The sequence below is a fragment of the Pantoea sp. MBD-2R genome (genome assembly GCF_039134845.1).
GTDB lineage: Bacteria > Pseudomonadota > Gammaproteobacteria > Enterobacterales > Enterobacteriaceae > Erwinia.
This window is the reverse complement of the sequence record NZ_CP152417.1, coordinates 2,091,319-2,106,760: the sequence shown is the minus strand read 5'-3', so window position 1 is coordinate 2,106,760 and position 15,442 is coordinate 2,091,319. Positions and strand designations below refer to the sequence as shown.

The window sequence follows — 15,442 nt, the reverse complement described above, 5'->3', positions numbered from 1 at the left end:
AATTTGTCATTCATTTTTGACGACGTCGTGATGGCAGAAGCGGAGCTGAATGCGTGTTCTGGCGCTCCCCATTATTAATCTGCCGAAGCGCCGTGATTTTTTCTGCCAGTGCGGCGACCGTCCCCGCTTCAAAAATATGACGCAGGGGCAGTTCAACCCCATAACGTTCACGCAGACGGAATAACGCCTGAGTCGCCAGGATTGAATCGCCGCCGGTTTCTAAAAAGCTCTGATGACGTCCCAGGCCAGACAGCCCAAGCACGCTACCCAATAACCCGGCAATTTCTTTTTCAAGAGTGGATTGATAGCCCTCTTCGTTTGAGCGCAGAGCAATTTCTGGCTTTGGCAGCGCCCGGCGGTCGAGCTTGCCGTGCGCGGTCAGCGGCAGCTGCGCCAGCGGCATTATCACCGCAGGCACCATATGTTCCGGCAGACGCTTTGAGAGCGCCTCACGCAACGCCTGCGGATTGTCTCCGCCCACCACGTAAACCACCAGCCGAGGCTGGCCCTGCTCCGGCGTGTCCAGCAGCACCGCCGCGTCGCGGACGCCCGCTTCTTCACGCAGCGCCGCTTCGATCTCGCCCGGTTCGATACGGAATCCGCGCAGCTTCAGCTGCTGGTCCGCACGCCCCTGATAGATCAGGTTTCCGTCCGCCAGCCGCCGCGCCAGGTCGCCCGAGCGGTAAAGCCTTGAGCCTGGCGCGCCCCAGGGGTCCGGCACAAAACGCTGCGCCGTCAGCGCCGCGCGGCCCAGATAGCCCCGCGTCACGCCTGCACCGCCCACGTACATTTCTCCCGCCACGCCCAAAGGCACCGGCTCGCCGTAACGGTCCAGCACCTGAACGTGCAGATCCGCCAGCGCTTCGCCGATCGCGCCTGCCGGTTGGTCGACGCTGGCCGCCGGGAGTGTGTGTTCGGTAACGTGTACGGTGGTTTCGGTGATGCCGTACATATTCACCAGCCGCACCCGCTCACCGTGCCGCGCGTACCACGGCCGCAGGCTGCCCGGCTCCAGCGCCTCGCCACCGAAGAAGACCAGCCGCAGCGCCGGGAAGGTCTGACGGGCAGAAGCGGCAACCAGCTGGCGGAAGGCCGCCGGCGTCTGGCTCAGCACCGTCACCGTCTCCTCTTCCAGCAGCAGTGCAAACTGTTCCGGGTCACGGCTGCTCAGGTAAGGCACCACCACCAGCCGTCCGCCGTGCATTAGCGCGCCCCAGATTTCCCAGACTGAGAAATCAAAGGCGTATGAGTGGAACAGCGTCCAGACGTCCGACTCGCTGAACGCATAATGCGCGGTGGCGCTAAACAGCCGCGTCACGTTGGCATGCGTCACCACGCAGCCCTTGGGCTGGCCGGTGGAACCTGAGGTGTAGATAACGTACGCCGCCTGCTGTGGATGCAGGGAGCGCGGCGGCGGCGCGTTGTGCGCAGGATCGGCGCTGTCCGACGGGCTCACGCCCGCCGACGCTGCATTCGTCTGGCTCACGCCTTCCGCCAGCCCGACCCGTTGTACATCCTGCCCGGCCATCGCCGTCAGGCCCGCTTCGTCAGCCACCACCACCCGGACGCCGCTGTTAGCGGTCAGGAAGGAGAGGCGTTCAGCCGGATAAACCGGATCCAGCGGCACGTACGCCCCGCCCGCCTTGAGAATGCCGAGGATACCGACCAGCAGGCCGGGACCGCGCTCCACGCTCAGCCCGACCAGGCTTTCCTGCTGTCCGGCGCCGATCCCCCGCTCGCGCAGCCGCCATGCCAGCGCGTTGGCCGCCCGGTCAAGTTCGGCATAGGTGAGCTGCTGGCCGTCGCTGCTGACCGCCACCCGATCGGCGTAGCGCGTTGCTGCCAGTTCAAACAGAGTACAGAGGTCGAAAACGGCTTTCACCGAATTTTCTGAGTGGGGCACGACTGTTTTTGGCTGAAGGCTGGCATACCAGCGGGTATCTGGCCTGTTGGCGATGGCCTCCACAGCGTGCATGACAAACTCGCCAAACTGTTCAACCTGCCAGTCAGCCACAACAGCGGGATCGGAAACCAGGGTGATTTCCAGTGAGCCATCAAAAGGATCCTGCGAATACTGGGCGAGGAGCGGAAAATCGGTTTCTTCATAAATATCAACATCCACAACCTGGAAATCAGGCAGATCAAGCAGGCCGCCATAGATGTGAAAATGGATGTAGTTAAAACTGACGTTATAGAGCTGCATGCCGCTGTTAAGTGACTTAATGACAGCGGCCGGCAGGCGGCGTATTGACTGAAGCCCCCGTTCTTCGGCGGCTATCAACTCTGTCAGTTCGCGCCAGCTGGCTGGCGGCAGCGCCACGCTGAAAGGGAGAGTATTCAAAAAGAGGCCGACAGCCTTATCCGCGCCTGCCGTACGGCCATGGGTAACGTAACCGCTGGTGGTCACTGCTCCGCCGCTGATTTTTGCTAACGCGCTCAGGTGTGCCGTCAGCAAAACGATTTTCAGGGGAATCGCCAAATCCGTAGCGCGTTGTTTAAGCTGGTTTGCTAAAGGATCGGGCAGGCGGAACACTTTGCGCCTGACCTGGCGCGTTGCGGTTGCTGCTTCGCCCGAAACATCTCTACCAAGCAGCGTCGGCGCTACGTCCGAGACGCGTTTGCGCCATGTCTCAATGAGGTGCTGGTCAGCCTCGGCCTGGCGTTCCAGCGCCACGAAAGCGGTATTAGCTGAAGTATCAGAGAGGGTTTGAGCAACGCTGGCATCCGCGTTGGTAACGCTGTGAATTAAGCTACTCAGCAGGGTAGCAACGCTCCAGCCATCGAAAATCGCGTGATGGAAATCAAGGGTAAGCTGCAATTCTTCATCGGTATGCCGGTGCAGGCTCACGCGGAACATGCGCCCAACGGCCGGTTCAAAATGATATGACTTGCTTTCAGCAATAAAAGCAGCGATTTCGCGTTCCCGTTGTTCCGTCGCCAGCGGGCGCAGGTCAATAATTTGATACGCAATTTCGGCTGATGAATGAATAATCTGGATTGGTTCGCTATAACCCGTCCAGTGGAAAGAGGTTCTCAACGGCGTATGGAAAGAAGGCAGCCGCTCGAGCGCATGACGCCACGCCTGCTCATCCCACGGCATGCGTAACCGGAAGGTAAAAACGTCATGAAAAATAGCCCCTTCTTCCGCAAGCGTGGAATGAAACAGCATTCCGGCCTGCAATCTGGATAAAGGGAAAGCATCATCGACGTTGTCCGGCAGAAGCGCACGGTCCGATGCCGACAGCAAGCTAAACGGGGATGTCAGGCTCTCATCGTTACTGGCCGTATCATTATTTTTTACGCCCGCCGCGATTTTACGGATATATTGCGCGGCTAAAAAACCTTCAATAGTCACGTTGATCCCCGCCGCTCTCGCTTTGGCGATAACCTGGAGTGAATTGATGCTGTCGCCGCCCAGCGCAAAGAAGTTTTCGTCAATGCCCGGTTCAGGGATGTTCAGCACCTCGCTCCAGATCCGGGCCAGCGTCTGTTCAACCTCGTTTCTTGCGCCCGCCCCGTCGGCGACCGCGATTTCCGGCTTTGGCAGCGCCCGGCGGTCAAGCTTGCCGTGCGCGGTCAGCGGCAGCTGCGCCAGCGGCATTATCACCGCAGGCACCATGTGCGCGGGCAGCCGGGCCGACAGCGCTTCACGCAACGCCTGCGAATTTTCTCCGCCCACCACGTAAGCCACCAGCCGTGGCTGGCCCTGCTCCGGCGTGTCCAGCAGCACCGCCGCGTCGCGGACGCCCGCCTCTTCACGCAGCGCCGCTTCGATCTCGCCCGGTTCAATGCGGAAACCGCGCAGCTTCAGCTGCTGGTCCGCACGTCCCTGATAGATCAGGTTTCCATCCGCCAGCCGCCGCGCCAGGTCGCCCGAGCGGTAAAGCCTTGAGCCTGGCGAGCCCCAGGGGTCCGGCACAAAACGCTGCGCCGTCAGCGCCGCGCGGCCCAGATAGCCCCGCGTCACGCCTGCACCGCCCACGTACATTTCTCCCGTTACGCCAGCCTGTACCGGCTCGCCGTAGCGGTCCAGCACCTGAACGTGCAGATCCGCCAGGGGTTCGCCAATCGCGCTTGCCGGTTTTTCGCTATCAGCAGCACAGAGCGCGTATTCGGTAACGTGTACGGTGGTTTCGGTAATGCCGTACATATTCACCAGCCGCACCCGCTCACCGTGCCGCGCGTACCACGGCCGCAGGCTGCCGGGCTCCAGCGCCTCGCCACCGAAGAAGACCAGCCGCAGCGCCGGGAAGGTCTGACGGGCAGAAGCGGCAACCAGCTGGCGGAAGGCCGCCGGCGTCTGGCTCAGCACCGTCACCGCCTCCTCTTCCAGCAGCTGTGCAAACTGTTCCGGGTCACGGCTGCTCAGATAAGGCACCACCACCAGCCGTCCGCCGTGCAGCAGCGCGCCCCAAATCTCCCAGACCGAGAAATCAAAGGCATAGGAGTGGAACAGCGTCCAGACGTCCGACTCGCCGAACTCATAATGCGCGGTGGCGGTAAACAGTCGCGACACGTTGGCATGCGTCACCACGCAGCCCTTAGGCTGGCCGGTGGAGCCGGAAGTGTAGATAACGTACGCCGCCTGCTGCGGATGCAGGGAACGCGGCGGTGCCGCTTCGTTCGTACGATTCGAGCTGCCCGACAGGCGTGCATCCCTCGCCTCCTCGCCCGTCGGGTTTAAGCCTTCCGTCGCCAGCCCGACCCGCTGCACGTCCTGTCCGGCCATTGCCGTCAGGCCCGCTTCGTCGGCCACCACCACCCGTATGCCGCTGTCGGCCACAAGGAAAGAAAGACGTTCGGCCGGATAAACCGGATCCAGCGGCACGTACGCCCCGCCTGCCTTGAGAATGCCGAGGATGCCGACCAGCAGGCCGGGACCGCGCTCCACGCTCAGCCCGACCAGGCTTTCCTGCTGCCCGGCGCCAATCCCCCGCTCGCGCAGCCGCCATGCCAGCGCGTTCGCCGCCTGGTCAAGTTCGGCATAAGTGAGCTGCTGGCCGTCGCAGCTGATTGCCACCCGTCCGGCATAGCGTGTTGCTGCCAGTTCAAACTGAGTACAGAGATCGTCGGTGACAGTTGGCTGGGCAAAAGCAGCTTTTGCAGGCGTTATTTGACTGCTGCTAAACAATTCTCTTTCGGGGAAAGCGATACAGTTATCCAGGATATTTTCAAAATCGGAAAATACACGCTCGATATCTATTTCGCTGAAGGCAGAGACGTTGTAATCGATATCGATTGTGAGTGGTCTTTCTGCGTCATAATCGCGAATAAAGATCTTTAAAGGATAATCCTGAGAAGGACTTGATAATACCGTCAGCCGGGTATCAGTCCCCTCGTAAGCCGCACTGTAATCATGTTTTTCATAGGAAAGGCTCGCTTCATACGATACGCCGCCTCTTAATAACTGATTAGCAGGAAAGCGCTGGTGCCGATAATCAGCTTTAAGCAGAGCGTTAATATTTTTTAAAAGGCTACTAAAGGTGTCGCGCGATTTTCTCTGAAGGCGAAAAGGCAGAACGTTAGCAAACAAACCACACGTCTGTTTGGCGCGGGCCGACCGACGGTTTAGCACGGGTAAACCGAGAACAATATCATCAACGCCAAACGTCCGGAAAAGGAAGGTGGCAGTAATGCCTGTCAGCGCCTGAAAAAGCGTTCCGCCTGAACTGAGCGCAAGCGCCTGCAACTTGTCGCGATGATGGGGCTCAACGGTAAACGAGTGACGTCGCGCGGTCACCTCTCTGCATCCTTGCGGAAACAGCGTGGTGTCATAACCCGTCAGCCTTGCCTGCCAATATGTCTGGTCGGTTGCAAATAAGCGCGAGTTTTTATACTCCCGCTCAGCGTTAAATTGCTCTTGCAGACTTAAGGGTAAAACGCTGCTGCCGAACTCGCCCTGAGCAGTGCCGTTATAAAATGCGGCTAAACGCTGATAAATCAGGGAAGTAGCCCAACCATCGTAGGCTAAATGATGGTAGAACCCCACCATCAAATGATGATCTTTTGCAATACGTATTAACGTATGACGCAACAGGGCCGTTTTTCCGTCAAAAGGAAAGGTCTGTTGCAGACGCTGATCAATACAGGAAATAGCGGATTGGAAAGGATCATCGTGGCCGGAGAGATCCAGCACTTCCAGCGGGGTGCTGTGGTCATCAAGCGTGATGATTTCAGGCTCCCAGGCAGTCACAGACAAGGCTGAACGCAGGGCGGGATCTCGTTTTACTGCCCGATCGGCCTCACGCATTCGACCTTCGTCAAAAGGCCCTCTGATATCAATAATCGCGCCGATATTGAACAGCGCCTCTGATGGATACAACGCTTGTTTGGTAAGAATTTCAGCCTGTTTATCGAGCAACATGCACATTCACCTTTTTGGTAAACAGATTCGCCGTCACAGCACGATCGCGACCACAATGATTAGTGGATCTAATCTGATGGAATTTTTTAAATATCAGTAATGTTTATGCTTATTTGTTTTAAGCGCTTGGGATTTGCCAATAGCGGAACAGGGGCTCAGCACAACCACATGTAAAACAAGGAATAATCAACAATTACGCAAACAATAAGACTAAAATTTTTCTAAACACTATCAACTCTTTTTAACTGCGTAAAGCGCCAAATATCAAAATTTTTTATTATTTTTCAAGGTGCCTGTTCGTCGAGGTTTTCAGGTATAAGCTCAATAACTTAAGGCCTTTTCAACCAGCAAAAATAAAATTCCCTATATAATTTATCTGCTTAACGTTTTACACCTTGAGAATGACGTAAATATGTCAGCAAGGCCTTTCGTATAAGAACAATTTTTCCCTGAGGCTCCTGTTTATACAAATTCTCTAATACGTATTACGCTGTAACCCGCTATCCAGGCTGGCTGAAGAGCATTTTTGTAAGGGCTTTAGAGGCTGTAATTGCGTTAATCCGTTTTTAAGATTTTCCCTATAAAAAAATAACGCCTTATCAGCCGGGAAATTTTTTCCCCTGTCGATGGAATTTTTTTGCATTAGGACAATAGATAGTTTTTATATTGCTTAATAAATGCGCTACTGGTTAATTTATGCACACGTCTGTTTTTGCATGCTACCGCGAAGCAAAGGGGTAATTTGATATCAAAGGATAGAAAGAGGGGATAATTCGGGAGGGTGTTTTAAATTTCTTGGAAATTCGCTGCCTGCTGAATAAGTAAGGTGAGATATGACCGATCTGCCACTAAAAATGTTCAACCGGAATGGTAACGCATTATTGTATCGTATGGTATGAATCAGCACTCTCCACGTAAGCCCGACTCTCATCCTGGCGCCGGATGTATTCCCACATCGGTTCACGCATCACCTAGGCGGCTAATCTGTGATATGCTCCTGCGGATATGATTTACTACTACATCGTTTGATTAATCACCAACGTCAGCCACTGTTATGAGGTGTTAGCGATCTTCCGGCAGGCATCAATATGCTGAACAATTTTTTTAGCCAGTTACGCATATAACCATAACAACAAGGAGTTATATTGTGGGATACGCCCGGAGCAGTGAGCGTTTGAGCCTATATTGGTCGCTCCCCTGGAGTGAACTGGCTGGTTGAGACGAAATTTATGACCGGCACACCTTTTGACGTAAGGAGGTGATGCAGGATTGCCTGATTATTACCCGCCATGAGCCGCAGCCGGAACTGCCAGCAGAACCGGACGTGGTGACCACACTGCGCAAGGCCTGCAAGAAGCTAACGGTGTGTAAGCAGCAGCTGATCGAAGAGTTTATTCAGGTTATCGCCACGCCGCAGAAATGGCCACGGAAGATCCCAGATGGGATAATTGAGTGGCGATTAATTTAGATTAAGTAGCTGTTTTTAAAGTAAAAACCCAGCTGACCGGCTGGGATTTATTCAGTTTTTTATTGTGAAAGAGATAAAAATATTGTCACTTTTTAATTTTCTTAAATGCTCTCTTGCGTAATCACAGCTCTCATAAGGATCCACTAAATTACAATACCAATCAGCATAAAAATTTTTCATTTCATTATTTTCATGTTGATAGACATCTCCACCAAGAACTGTCCATTTCGCATCTGAAAAGAGTTCTAATGCCTCATCCGCTACAGATATTGGTAGAACTGCATCATGAATCCCATTCTCCAAAAGGCTTTTTCCACAACGTGAATACAACTCCAGGATTTTATTAATCATTATTTTTCCATTTCCATTTATTTTTTAGGAACAAAAAGCCGGTGATTTATAGAACCATTTGGTTCACGTATATATTCGAATATACCTTCTTTCCCACGGTAACTGCCTGATATCTCGAGCCTCAGGCGCTCTACGCCATCGCCTCCTGTAATTACTGATACTGTCCCCTGATTAGCATGGCCATCTACAGATTCAGGGAAGGAATGAAAGTCTCCAGAAGACGCTTGTTGTTTGACTTTATCTGTATAGGTCGTTCCCGTAAAGAAGTCGCCAGCACTGCTCTTACCAGAAGATTCAGAAATATAGCTGCTGCCAGTATTTTCTACCGGTTTGGGGTTAATGAATATCCCATCATTTTTTCCCGGCTGGGTTTCAGGGGATATAGTAATAATAGAACTATTACTGCCAGACCGATCCGGCGTAACCAGCGACGTTCCCTTGTTTTCATCCTGCGCCGGACTAATCAGCCTGCCACCCGTCACATCCCTGTCCGGCTGAGGGAAGATAGTGACTAGTCCTTTTTGATCCTGAGCAACCATGTAATTATAAGCTTCACGCTGCTCTGGCGTCAGTTTTTCTATCAAATCGGCACGGCCCGTTGCGGCAACGCCCAATACATACTCTTTATCAGTATCTGAAAGCTTATCCAGCACGGTGACTGCGGTACTAATCCCCAGCAGGCTTCCCAGACCTTTTTCTATCAGCGCATTACGACAGGCCGCGACTTTAGTGCATCCTTGTGCGACAAGCCTTACTCCCTGGCCCAGTACGGCCAGGTTGTTATTCTCTACCGCATTCTTCCCGGCCTGCGCACCCGCCACCGCGCTGGCGGTGCTGTCTCCGGCGATACCGCCTGCAAGCCCTGCCGCCAGCGTGCCCAGCTCGCTGACGATCTGCTTCTGCCCTTCGCTGAGTTTATCACGATCCACGCCCGGATAAAGCTGCTGCGCGATAAACTCGCCTGCCGTCGCGCCTGTTGCCCCCGCCAGCGCTGAGTTGTTCTGTATCTGCGCCACCACGGCGCCCAGCACCGCGTGCGCTATCAGGTTGGCCGGTTCGTTAACCACCTCTTTTCCGTCGGGACCGGTTGTGATGGTCTCCCTGTGGATAAGCTCCGCCAGGTAAGGGGCAGAGGCTCCCGCAATTGCGCCCTGAACGTTGCCTGCCACCAGCCCCTGCAACGCCGCCGTGGCGGCCTGGATGGCGCTGCCGGTGCCGAACTTCGCCTCGGTGTTTTTGTAACCGTCAGTGCCGATCAGCGCGTCGTTGTACGCTTTCCACTTCGGCCCGGAATTTATTTCGCTAACGCTGGCTGAGTGGGCAGAAATTCACGCAGTGAGGCTGGAATTTATTGAACCAGGCAAAACGACTCAGAATATATTCATTGAACGCTTTAACCGGACATACCGCACTGAAATACTCGATTTCTATCTGTTCAGGACGCTGAACGAAGTACGAGAAATCACAGAGCGGGGGCTTTCAGAATATAACTGTGAACGTCCACATGAATCACTGAACAACCTGACACCGGAGGAATACGAATCACAACACCATCTGGCTGGGATCTCAAAAAGTGCGTGGAACTAACACGGGTCTATTTACAGTTGGAGGAGCTGGGTTTTGAGACGGGGAAAAAGGTTGAGGTGACTTGTGAGCAGGGCGAGTTGATCATCCGGCTGGCTGAGGAGTGATCGGACTGACAGATAAAAAGATCCCAGCCGCAAGGGCTGGGATTTTACTATGTCACTTGGGATTTAAAGGCGAGGCTGGTTTCTCTTTCGACATGAGACATTGCCCCACGCCAATAATAATACCGTATCCTATTGATATTTCAGTTCCTCTGATTAAGTTATTTCTATCAAAATCAAAATCACCCACTAAAAAATAGGATGCCAGAGATATAAGTAATCGACCACCCACAAGAGTAATGAAAAGGCCAACTGTCCATGATGTGACCAATAATAACAAGAGTTTAATTTTCTTCTTTTGCATAACTATTTTTCTCAAATTTCTGCTGAACTTTTTCGGTTAGATTCTGTGCGGAACTTCCAAGATATTCAGAACCGGCTGATTCAGCGACCGCCCCTGTTATTTTAGGTACAGTAAATTGAGGAATTGTAGTTTGTAGTCGTTCGACACCTTTTCCTATAGTAGCACCTCCAAGGGTTCCCAAGCCTGCACCGATCATCGGAGCTGTAGCATCTTTCCCCTGCGATTTAGCGCCTATATAAGCACCAGTAATACTTGCTAATTCAGTGAACCAGAACCCTTTACCCTGAGTTAATCCACTGAGACCTGTGGCTAAAAGCGCATCAGTCGCACTGAATGGTCCCCCGCTGTTCAACTGATTAAACACATTTGTCGAACCGCCAATTGCACCTGCACCGATAACACTTCCCGCCGTTGCTGTAGCGGGCAACAGGACAGGTGCCATGACCGTTGTTGCGCCTGCCCCCCACGCCGTTAATAAGCCGGTTACCGCATTTTGTCCGGCAGGTAATTCGCCCGTCACCAGCTTATCTGAGGCATACTTAATTTCCCTTGGTGTTGCTGGGTTCAGCACTTTGCCATTTTCATCAGTAAGATTCGTATTATTTACCAGCGATCCCTGGGCCTGAACATTATTCTGGAAGCCGGTGCCGAATCCTTCCAGACCCGACAGCGCATTATTCTCAACCGCATTCTTCCCGGCCTGCGCACCCGCAACCGCGCTGGCGGTGCTGTCTCCGGCTATGCCGCCTGCAAGCCCTGCCGCCAGCGTGCCCAGCTCGCTGACGATTTGCTTCTGCTCCTCGCTGAGCTTATCACGATCCACGCCCGGATAAAGCTGCTGCGCGATAAACTCGCCTGCCGTCGCGCCTGTTGCCCCCGCCAGCGCTGAGTTGTTCTGTATCTGCGCCACCACGGCGCCCAGCACCGCGTGCGCTATCAGGCTGGCCGGTTCATTAACCACCTCTTTTCCGTCGGGACCGGTTGTGATGGTCTCCCGGTGGATAAGCTCCGCCAGGTAAGGGGCTGACGCTCCCGCAATTGCGCCCTGCACGTTGCCTGCCACCAGGCCCTGCAACGCCGCCGTGGCGGCCTGTATGCCGCGCTGGATGGCGCTGCCGGTGCCGAACTTCGCCTCGGTGCTTTTGTAACCGTCAGTGCCGGTCAGCGCGTCGTTGTACGCTTTCCACTCTTCCCTGGTGGCCTTTTCACCCGGCTCCTGCACGCCTTTTCTCGCCAGCTCAGCCTTGCCTGCCCCGGTGGCGCGCAGGGTGCCCTCGGTCTGCGCCATCTCCATCGCCTTGCCCGCGATTTCGCCGACCAGCTGCGCGGTCTGCAACCGCTTCTGCTCTTTTTCCCTGTCGAAAATCGGGCTGATGCTGCCGTTGGCACTGGCCACGTCGCGGCTGAGCTGGCTGACGTCCTGCTGCTGCCCGCGCTGGTCGCGTATCACCACCGAGCCTTCAGAGACGGCGGCGCGGGTAACGCCTTCCGCATGGCCGCTGCTGCCCAGGCCGCTGAGCAGCGTGGACGTCATGTTGCTCAGCAGCTGGCTGCCGGCCGGTGCGCCGGTGCTGAAGCTGCCGCCCACGTGCTGCACCTTATAATCCGCGCGGTTATCGATATCGCTGAAGCCCAGCGTGCCGGTATCCAGCCGGTTTTTATCTGCCGTTGCGGTGGAGCCGATTACCGCCCCGTTCAGCTGCGGTTTCCCGGTGGCTTATGCTGTCGGCATTCCCGTGGCCTTTGCCTGCGCTGACGCTGGCGGACACGTTAAAGCCCGTCCCGCCGCTGCCGGCGGTGATACCCACGCCCACGCTGCCGCCTTTGCTGCTGTTGCTGCCGCGCGTCTGTGATGATTCTTCAGCGGAGACCAGGTTCACGTCGCGGTTCGCCGACAGCAGCATGTCTTTACCCGCCTGAAGCTGGCTTCCCTGCACGCTGATATCACCATTTTCCCCCCTGTACGCCGCTGCCGGTGGCGGTGATGCTCAGGTTACTGCCCGCCGTCAGGCTGCTTTCCTGCTGCGTTTTCTGGTTAAGCGTGCTTTGTGATTTGGAGGACTGGCTGCCGTAAGAGAGGCTGAGGCCGGCGGTCGTCTTGTTGTCCGGGTCGTCACCTCTGGCCGCATCCAGCCTGGCCGCCTGAGTGGCGCTGACCCCGCTGAGCGCCGCCTTCACCCCCTGTAAGGCCGCGAGGCGACCGTCGCTCTCTTTCGTGGCCTCGTTTACGGTGGTGACGGCCGAATTAATGGCGCTGCCCGCAGTCAGGCTCACGCTGCCCACGGTGCTGACCACAGGCAACTATAAGGGAGTTGATTATGACTAAGACACGTCATAAGCCAGAGACAGGCACACTCACAACCCGTTGTTATACCGTCGGTTATGTCAGTGACGCGAATTACCGTTCCGGCTGTTACGCTGAAGGGCCACTGGCTGGTGGAGGCGGGATTTGATACCGGGACGGCGCTGGAGCCGCAGCCGGAACCGCCCGCTGAACCGGAAGTGGTGACCATGCTGCGTAAAGCCTGCAAAAAGCTTTCGGCACGTAAGCAGCAGCAGGTTACGGAGTTTATCCAGGTGATCGCCACGCCGCAGAAGCGACTGCGGAAGATCCCGGAAGGGATGGTTGAGTGGTGCAGGCTGGATTAACCAGCTGTTTGTAAAGGAAAACCCCAGCCGTGAGGGCTGGGGTTTTAAGTTTTAAGATGGGATCTTAGCCAGTAATTCATTCACTTTATCTGTATCTTCTTGATGAAGATGAAGATATTTAGAGCAGGCTAAACGGATATATTGATAGCAGATTTCTTCGCTGACGATTACGGTATCATCTTCTGAAGAGGGATAACCTATTGCAAATTGCACACCTTCAAAATGATCCTCTTCATCATAGCTATTCATATCTGGAAAGTTGCAATAGGCACCATCAACATTTAACGTCCATTTTCTAGACAATAATTCTATAGCTTCTAAAAATTTATTGTCCTCATAAATCCTGTCAAAATAGGACATAACAATTGTATTTAACCCTGCATTCTCATCCTGTTGATTAAATAGTTCTTTTTTCATTGTTAGCCTCAGTTAGGGTGAAAGTTTCGCACTGTTCCAGTAGATTTATCTACATATATTCTGAAGCTAACGCCGTCAACAGTTGCACTAGCTTGCCCGTTTTTACTCGCCATTGCATCGTTATAGCCTTTAGCTGCTGCTTGTTGTCCAAGTTCTAACATTTTCTGATCGGTAAATATATTAGGATTGTAAATGGTTTTTGTTTCAATACTATTTTTATATTCTCCCGTGAGATTTCCTGCACGGTCTTTAGTAGGTATTTGATATCTAATCTCTGTAATGCCTTTTATCGCGGTAGGTGTTTCACTAATGATTTTTACATCATATTGTTTACAGCCTCATAAAAAGCATTTGCATTATGGCCACCTGAGATTCCTGATTTTTGTGTAAATCCATCAACAGTGGCTAAGTGTTTCGGTTGGTCAACCTTAAAACTAACCCCCGAAGGATAAATGTTAGCTTCTTTAACCATCGCGCTGAGTTTATTCGCCGCTGCCGTTCCCAGCACTGGCGACATCGAAGCAGCAACGATCTTCATCCCGTCATAGGTCGTTACGTACTGCTCTGCCGTTGCTTTGTCTACGCCAAGCTGAACCATGGCGTAATTCACCATCGCATCCTTCACCTGCTGCTGATTCTGCGCATCAACGCTGGTGATATTCAGCAGGTCAACGATCTTACCGTAGGAGTCTGCATACTGCTGGCTGATCTTCGAGTTATAGGAGCCGGTTTCGTATTCACCTTTTACCGCGATAACTTCCAGTCTTGCACTGGCACATGCCGCGCTTCCGGCATTGCCGTTACCGCAGGCATCCAGCACTTTCTGGTCGCGGCTGATATCCAGTTCGTTCAGCTCATTTATCTTCTGCTGAGCCTGCTCACGCTCCGCCGGATCTTTGCTGTTCTGGAGTTTCTGCTTCGCCAGCTCAAGTTCTGTCTTCTCCGACACATGCAGGTGATTCTGCTCAACCGCATTCTTCCCGGCCTGAGCACCCGCGACAGCATCAGCCGTGCTGTCACCAACAACGCCACCCGCCAGTCCCGCCGCCAGCGTTCCAAGCGCACTGATGGTTTGTCTGTGATCCTCCCTCAGATCTTTACGATCAACTCCCGGATACATCTGCTGCGCGATATACTCGCCCATCACCGCGCCCGAAGCCCCGGCCAGCGCGCTGTTTCCTGCTGCGTAAGCGGTTACTGCGCCAACGACCGCATGCGCCATCAGGTTCGCTTCGGTATTAACCTTACCGTTCGCATCCGTGGTCAGCTTATGTATCTGCTCCGCCAGATACGGTGCAGCCGCACCGCTTACAGCCTGAGCAATGTTTCTGCCCGCCAGCCCCTGGATTGCCGCCGTGGCCGCCTGGAGTCCCTGTTGCAGCGCGCTGCCCGTGCCGAACGGCGCCATCGCAGTGTTATAAGCCTGCTCCGCTATCTGGTCGGCGTTTGGCTTCAGGTTACCTTTCCCGACCAGCGCCGCTTTTGCCGCCTCAAGCGCTGCCGGGTCACGCTTCGCTTTCTCGCCCGCTATCTGACCCTCAGTGCTGGCAATATCCATTGCCTGCGCCCCGATTTCCGCCACGAGCTGCGCCGCCTTCAGCCGGTTCCGTTCCTTCTCCGCGTCGAAGATTTTATCCAGACCCGGATTCGCATTTTCCACATCACGACTCAGCTGCGCAATATCCTGTGTCTGCTTTTCCCGGTCACGGACAGTAATCGTGCCTTCGCTGACGGCGGAGTGGGTGGTCGAGCTGGCGCTGTCCGAACCGTTCAGTCCCGCCAGGAGGTTGCCGGCCATGTTCCCTTTAAACTGGTCGCCGATGCTGCCGCCGGTGCTGACACCGACGCTCTGGTGCTCAACACTGTAATCCGCTTTGTTTTCAATATCCCCGAACCCTAACGTGCCGGTATCGAGTTTATTCTTCTCCGCTGCTGCCGTTGAACCGATGACCGCGCCGTTCAGCTGCGTGTGGTTGCCGACGGTGATATCAAACCCGTCCTGCCCGCCAAAGATCCCGCTCTGCTCAATCACCGAGTCGTAGTTGCTTTTCATTTTGTCGCGGTTAGCGCTGAGGTACGCCGAACCGCTCATTGAGCCAAAGGTAAAGCTGCCGCCCGCGCTGACGCTGGTCTGCTTCGCGTCATAGCTGTTGCTGTCCTGCTGGCTGCTCAGCGTTAGCTGACGACATGCATCCAGCGTG

Annotated in this window: 10 protein-coding genes and 3 pseudogenes; 4 read left to right on the top strand and 9 right to left on the bottom strand. The window is 54.6% G+C overall.

The window, feature by feature from the left end:
• Nucleotides 1–10: 10 nt before the first annotated feature.
• On the bottom strand, nucleotides 11–6,364 hold the full coding sequence (locus AAGQ96_RS09830) for an amino acid adenylation domain-containing protein (RefSeq protein ID WP_342755397.1): 6,354 nt from the start codon (nucleotides 6,362–6,364) through the stop codon (nucleotides 11–13).
• Nucleotides 6,365–7,625: 1,261 nt separating this feature from the next.
• On the opposite strand from AAGQ96_RS09830, the gene AAGQ96_RS09825 reads away from it, so the two are divergent.
• A complete protein-coding gene (locus AAGQ96_RS09825; RefSeq protein ID WP_147197587.1) occupies nucleotides 7,626–7,832 on the top strand; it encodes a hypothetical protein in 207 nt (68 codons plus the stop codon).
• A 51-nt stretch (nucleotides 7,833–7,883) separates the two neighbouring features.
• Here the strand turns inward: AAGQ96_RS09825 and imm40 are convergent, their stop codons facing one another.
• Nucleotides 7,884–8,183, bottom strand: coding sequence for an Imm40 family immunity protein (imm40, locus tag AAGQ96_RS09820; protein WP_147197585.1), 300 nt, complete (start codon nucleotides 8,181–8,183; stop codon nucleotides 7,884–7,886).
• Nucleotides 8,184–8,953: 770 nt separating this feature from the next.
• A pseudogene (locus AAGQ96_RS09815) lies at nucleotides 8,954–9,415 on the bottom strand (VENN motif pre-toxin domain-containing protein); the annotation flags it as partial.
• Between the two features lie 52 nt (nucleotides 9,416–9,467).
• Here AAGQ96_RS09815 and AAGQ96_RS09810 point away from each other — a divergent pair.
• Nucleotides 9,468–9,770, top strand: a pseudogene (locus AAGQ96_RS09810) (integrase core domain-containing protein); the annotation flags it as partial.
• Nucleotides 9,761–9,874 carry a SymE family type I addiction module toxin gene (locus tag AAGQ96_RS09805; protein ID WP_342755396.1) on the top strand — a complete coding sequence of 38 codons (114 nt, stop codon included), beginning with the start codon at nucleotides 9,761–9,763 and terminating at the stop codon, nucleotides 9,872–9,874. The pseudogene AAGQ96_RS09810 and the gene AAGQ96_RS09805, both read left to right, overlap by 10 nt.
• 52 nt (nucleotides 9,875–9,926) lie before the next feature.
• On the opposite strand, the gene AAGQ96_RS09800 is transcribed toward AAGQ96_RS09805, so the two are convergent.
• The 4 genes from AAGQ96_RS09800 to AAGQ96_RS09785 all read right to left on the bottom strand — a co-directional run bounded on the left by AAGQ96_RS09800 (nucleotide 9,927) and on the right by AAGQ96_RS09785 (nucleotide 12,449).
• A complete protein-coding gene (locus AAGQ96_RS09800; RefSeq protein ID WP_342755395.1) occupies nucleotides 9,927–10,175 on the bottom strand; it encodes a hypothetical protein in 249 nt (82 codons plus the stop codon).
• Nucleotides 10,156–11,772, bottom strand: coding sequence for a VENN motif pre-toxin domain-containing protein (locus AAGQ96_RS09795; protein ID WP_342755394.1), 1,617 nt, complete (start codon nucleotides 11,770–11,772; stop codon nucleotides 10,156–10,158). The genes AAGQ96_RS09800 and AAGQ96_RS09795 overlap by 20 nt, the downstream gene beginning before the upstream one ends.
• Before the next feature lie 61 nt (nucleotides 11,773–11,833).
• Complete coding sequence (locus tag AAGQ96_RS09790) at nucleotides 11,834–12,112, bottom strand: hemagglutinin repeat-containing protein (protein ID WP_342755393.1); 279 nt, start codon at nucleotides 12,110–12,112, stop codon at nucleotides 11,834–11,836.
• A gap of 7 nt (nucleotides 12,113–12,119) precedes the next feature.
• Nucleotides 12,120–12,449, bottom strand: coding sequence for a hypothetical protein (locus AAGQ96_RS09785; protein WP_342755392.1), 330 nt, complete (start codon nucleotides 12,447–12,449; stop codon nucleotides 12,120–12,122).
• Nucleotides 12,450–12,563: 114 nt separating this feature from the next.
• On the opposite strand from AAGQ96_RS09785, the gene AAGQ96_RS09780 reads away from it, so the two are divergent.
• Nucleotides 12,564–12,824 (top strand): SymE family type I addiction module toxin, encoded by a 261-nt coding sequence (locus AAGQ96_RS09780; RefSeq protein ID WP_342755391.1) that lies wholly within the window; start codon nucleotides 12,564–12,566, stop codon nucleotides 12,822–12,824.
• A 51-nt stretch (nucleotides 12,825–12,875) separates the two neighbouring features.
• Here the strand turns inward: AAGQ96_RS09780 and cdiI are convergent, their stop codons facing one another.
• Together cdiI and AAGQ96_RS09770 are read right to left on the bottom strand one after the other, a co-directional pair.
• Nucleotides 12,876–13,241, bottom strand: a complete 366-nt coding sequence (gene cdiI, locus AAGQ96_RS09775; RefSeq protein ID WP_342755390.1) for a ribonuclease toxin immunity protein CdiI — start codon at nucleotides 13,239–13,241, stop codon at nucleotides 12,876–12,878.
• A 316-nt stretch (nucleotides 13,242–13,557) separates the two neighbouring features.
• Nucleotides 13,558–15,438 (bottom strand): annotated as a pseudogene (locus tag AAGQ96_RS09770) (VENN motif pre-toxin domain-containing protein); the annotation flags it as partial.
• Nucleotides 15,439–15,442 lie beyond the last annotated feature (4 nt).

Bases quoted from the DNA above. Each gene is read 5' to 3' on its own strand.
- AAGQ96_RS09830 (WP_342755397.1), bottom strand. From the start codon at position 6,364: ATGTTGCTCGATAAACAGGCTGAAATTCTTACCAAACAAGCGTTGTAT.
- AAGQ96_RS09825 (WP_147197587.1), top strand. From the start codon at position 7,626: ATGCAGGATTGCCTGATTATTACCCGCCATGAGCCGCAGCCGGAACTG.
- imm40 (WP_147197585.1), bottom strand. From the start codon at position 8,183: ATGATTAATAAAATCCTGGAGTTGTATTCACGTTGTGGAAAAAGCCTT.
- AAGQ96_RS09800 (WP_342755395.1), bottom strand. From the start codon at position 10,175: ATGCAAAAGAAGAAAATTAAACTCTTGTTATTATTGGTCACATCATGG.
- cdiI (WP_342755390.1), bottom strand. From the start codon at position 13,241: ATGAAAAAAGAACTATTTAATCAACAGGATGAGAATGCAGGGTTAAAT.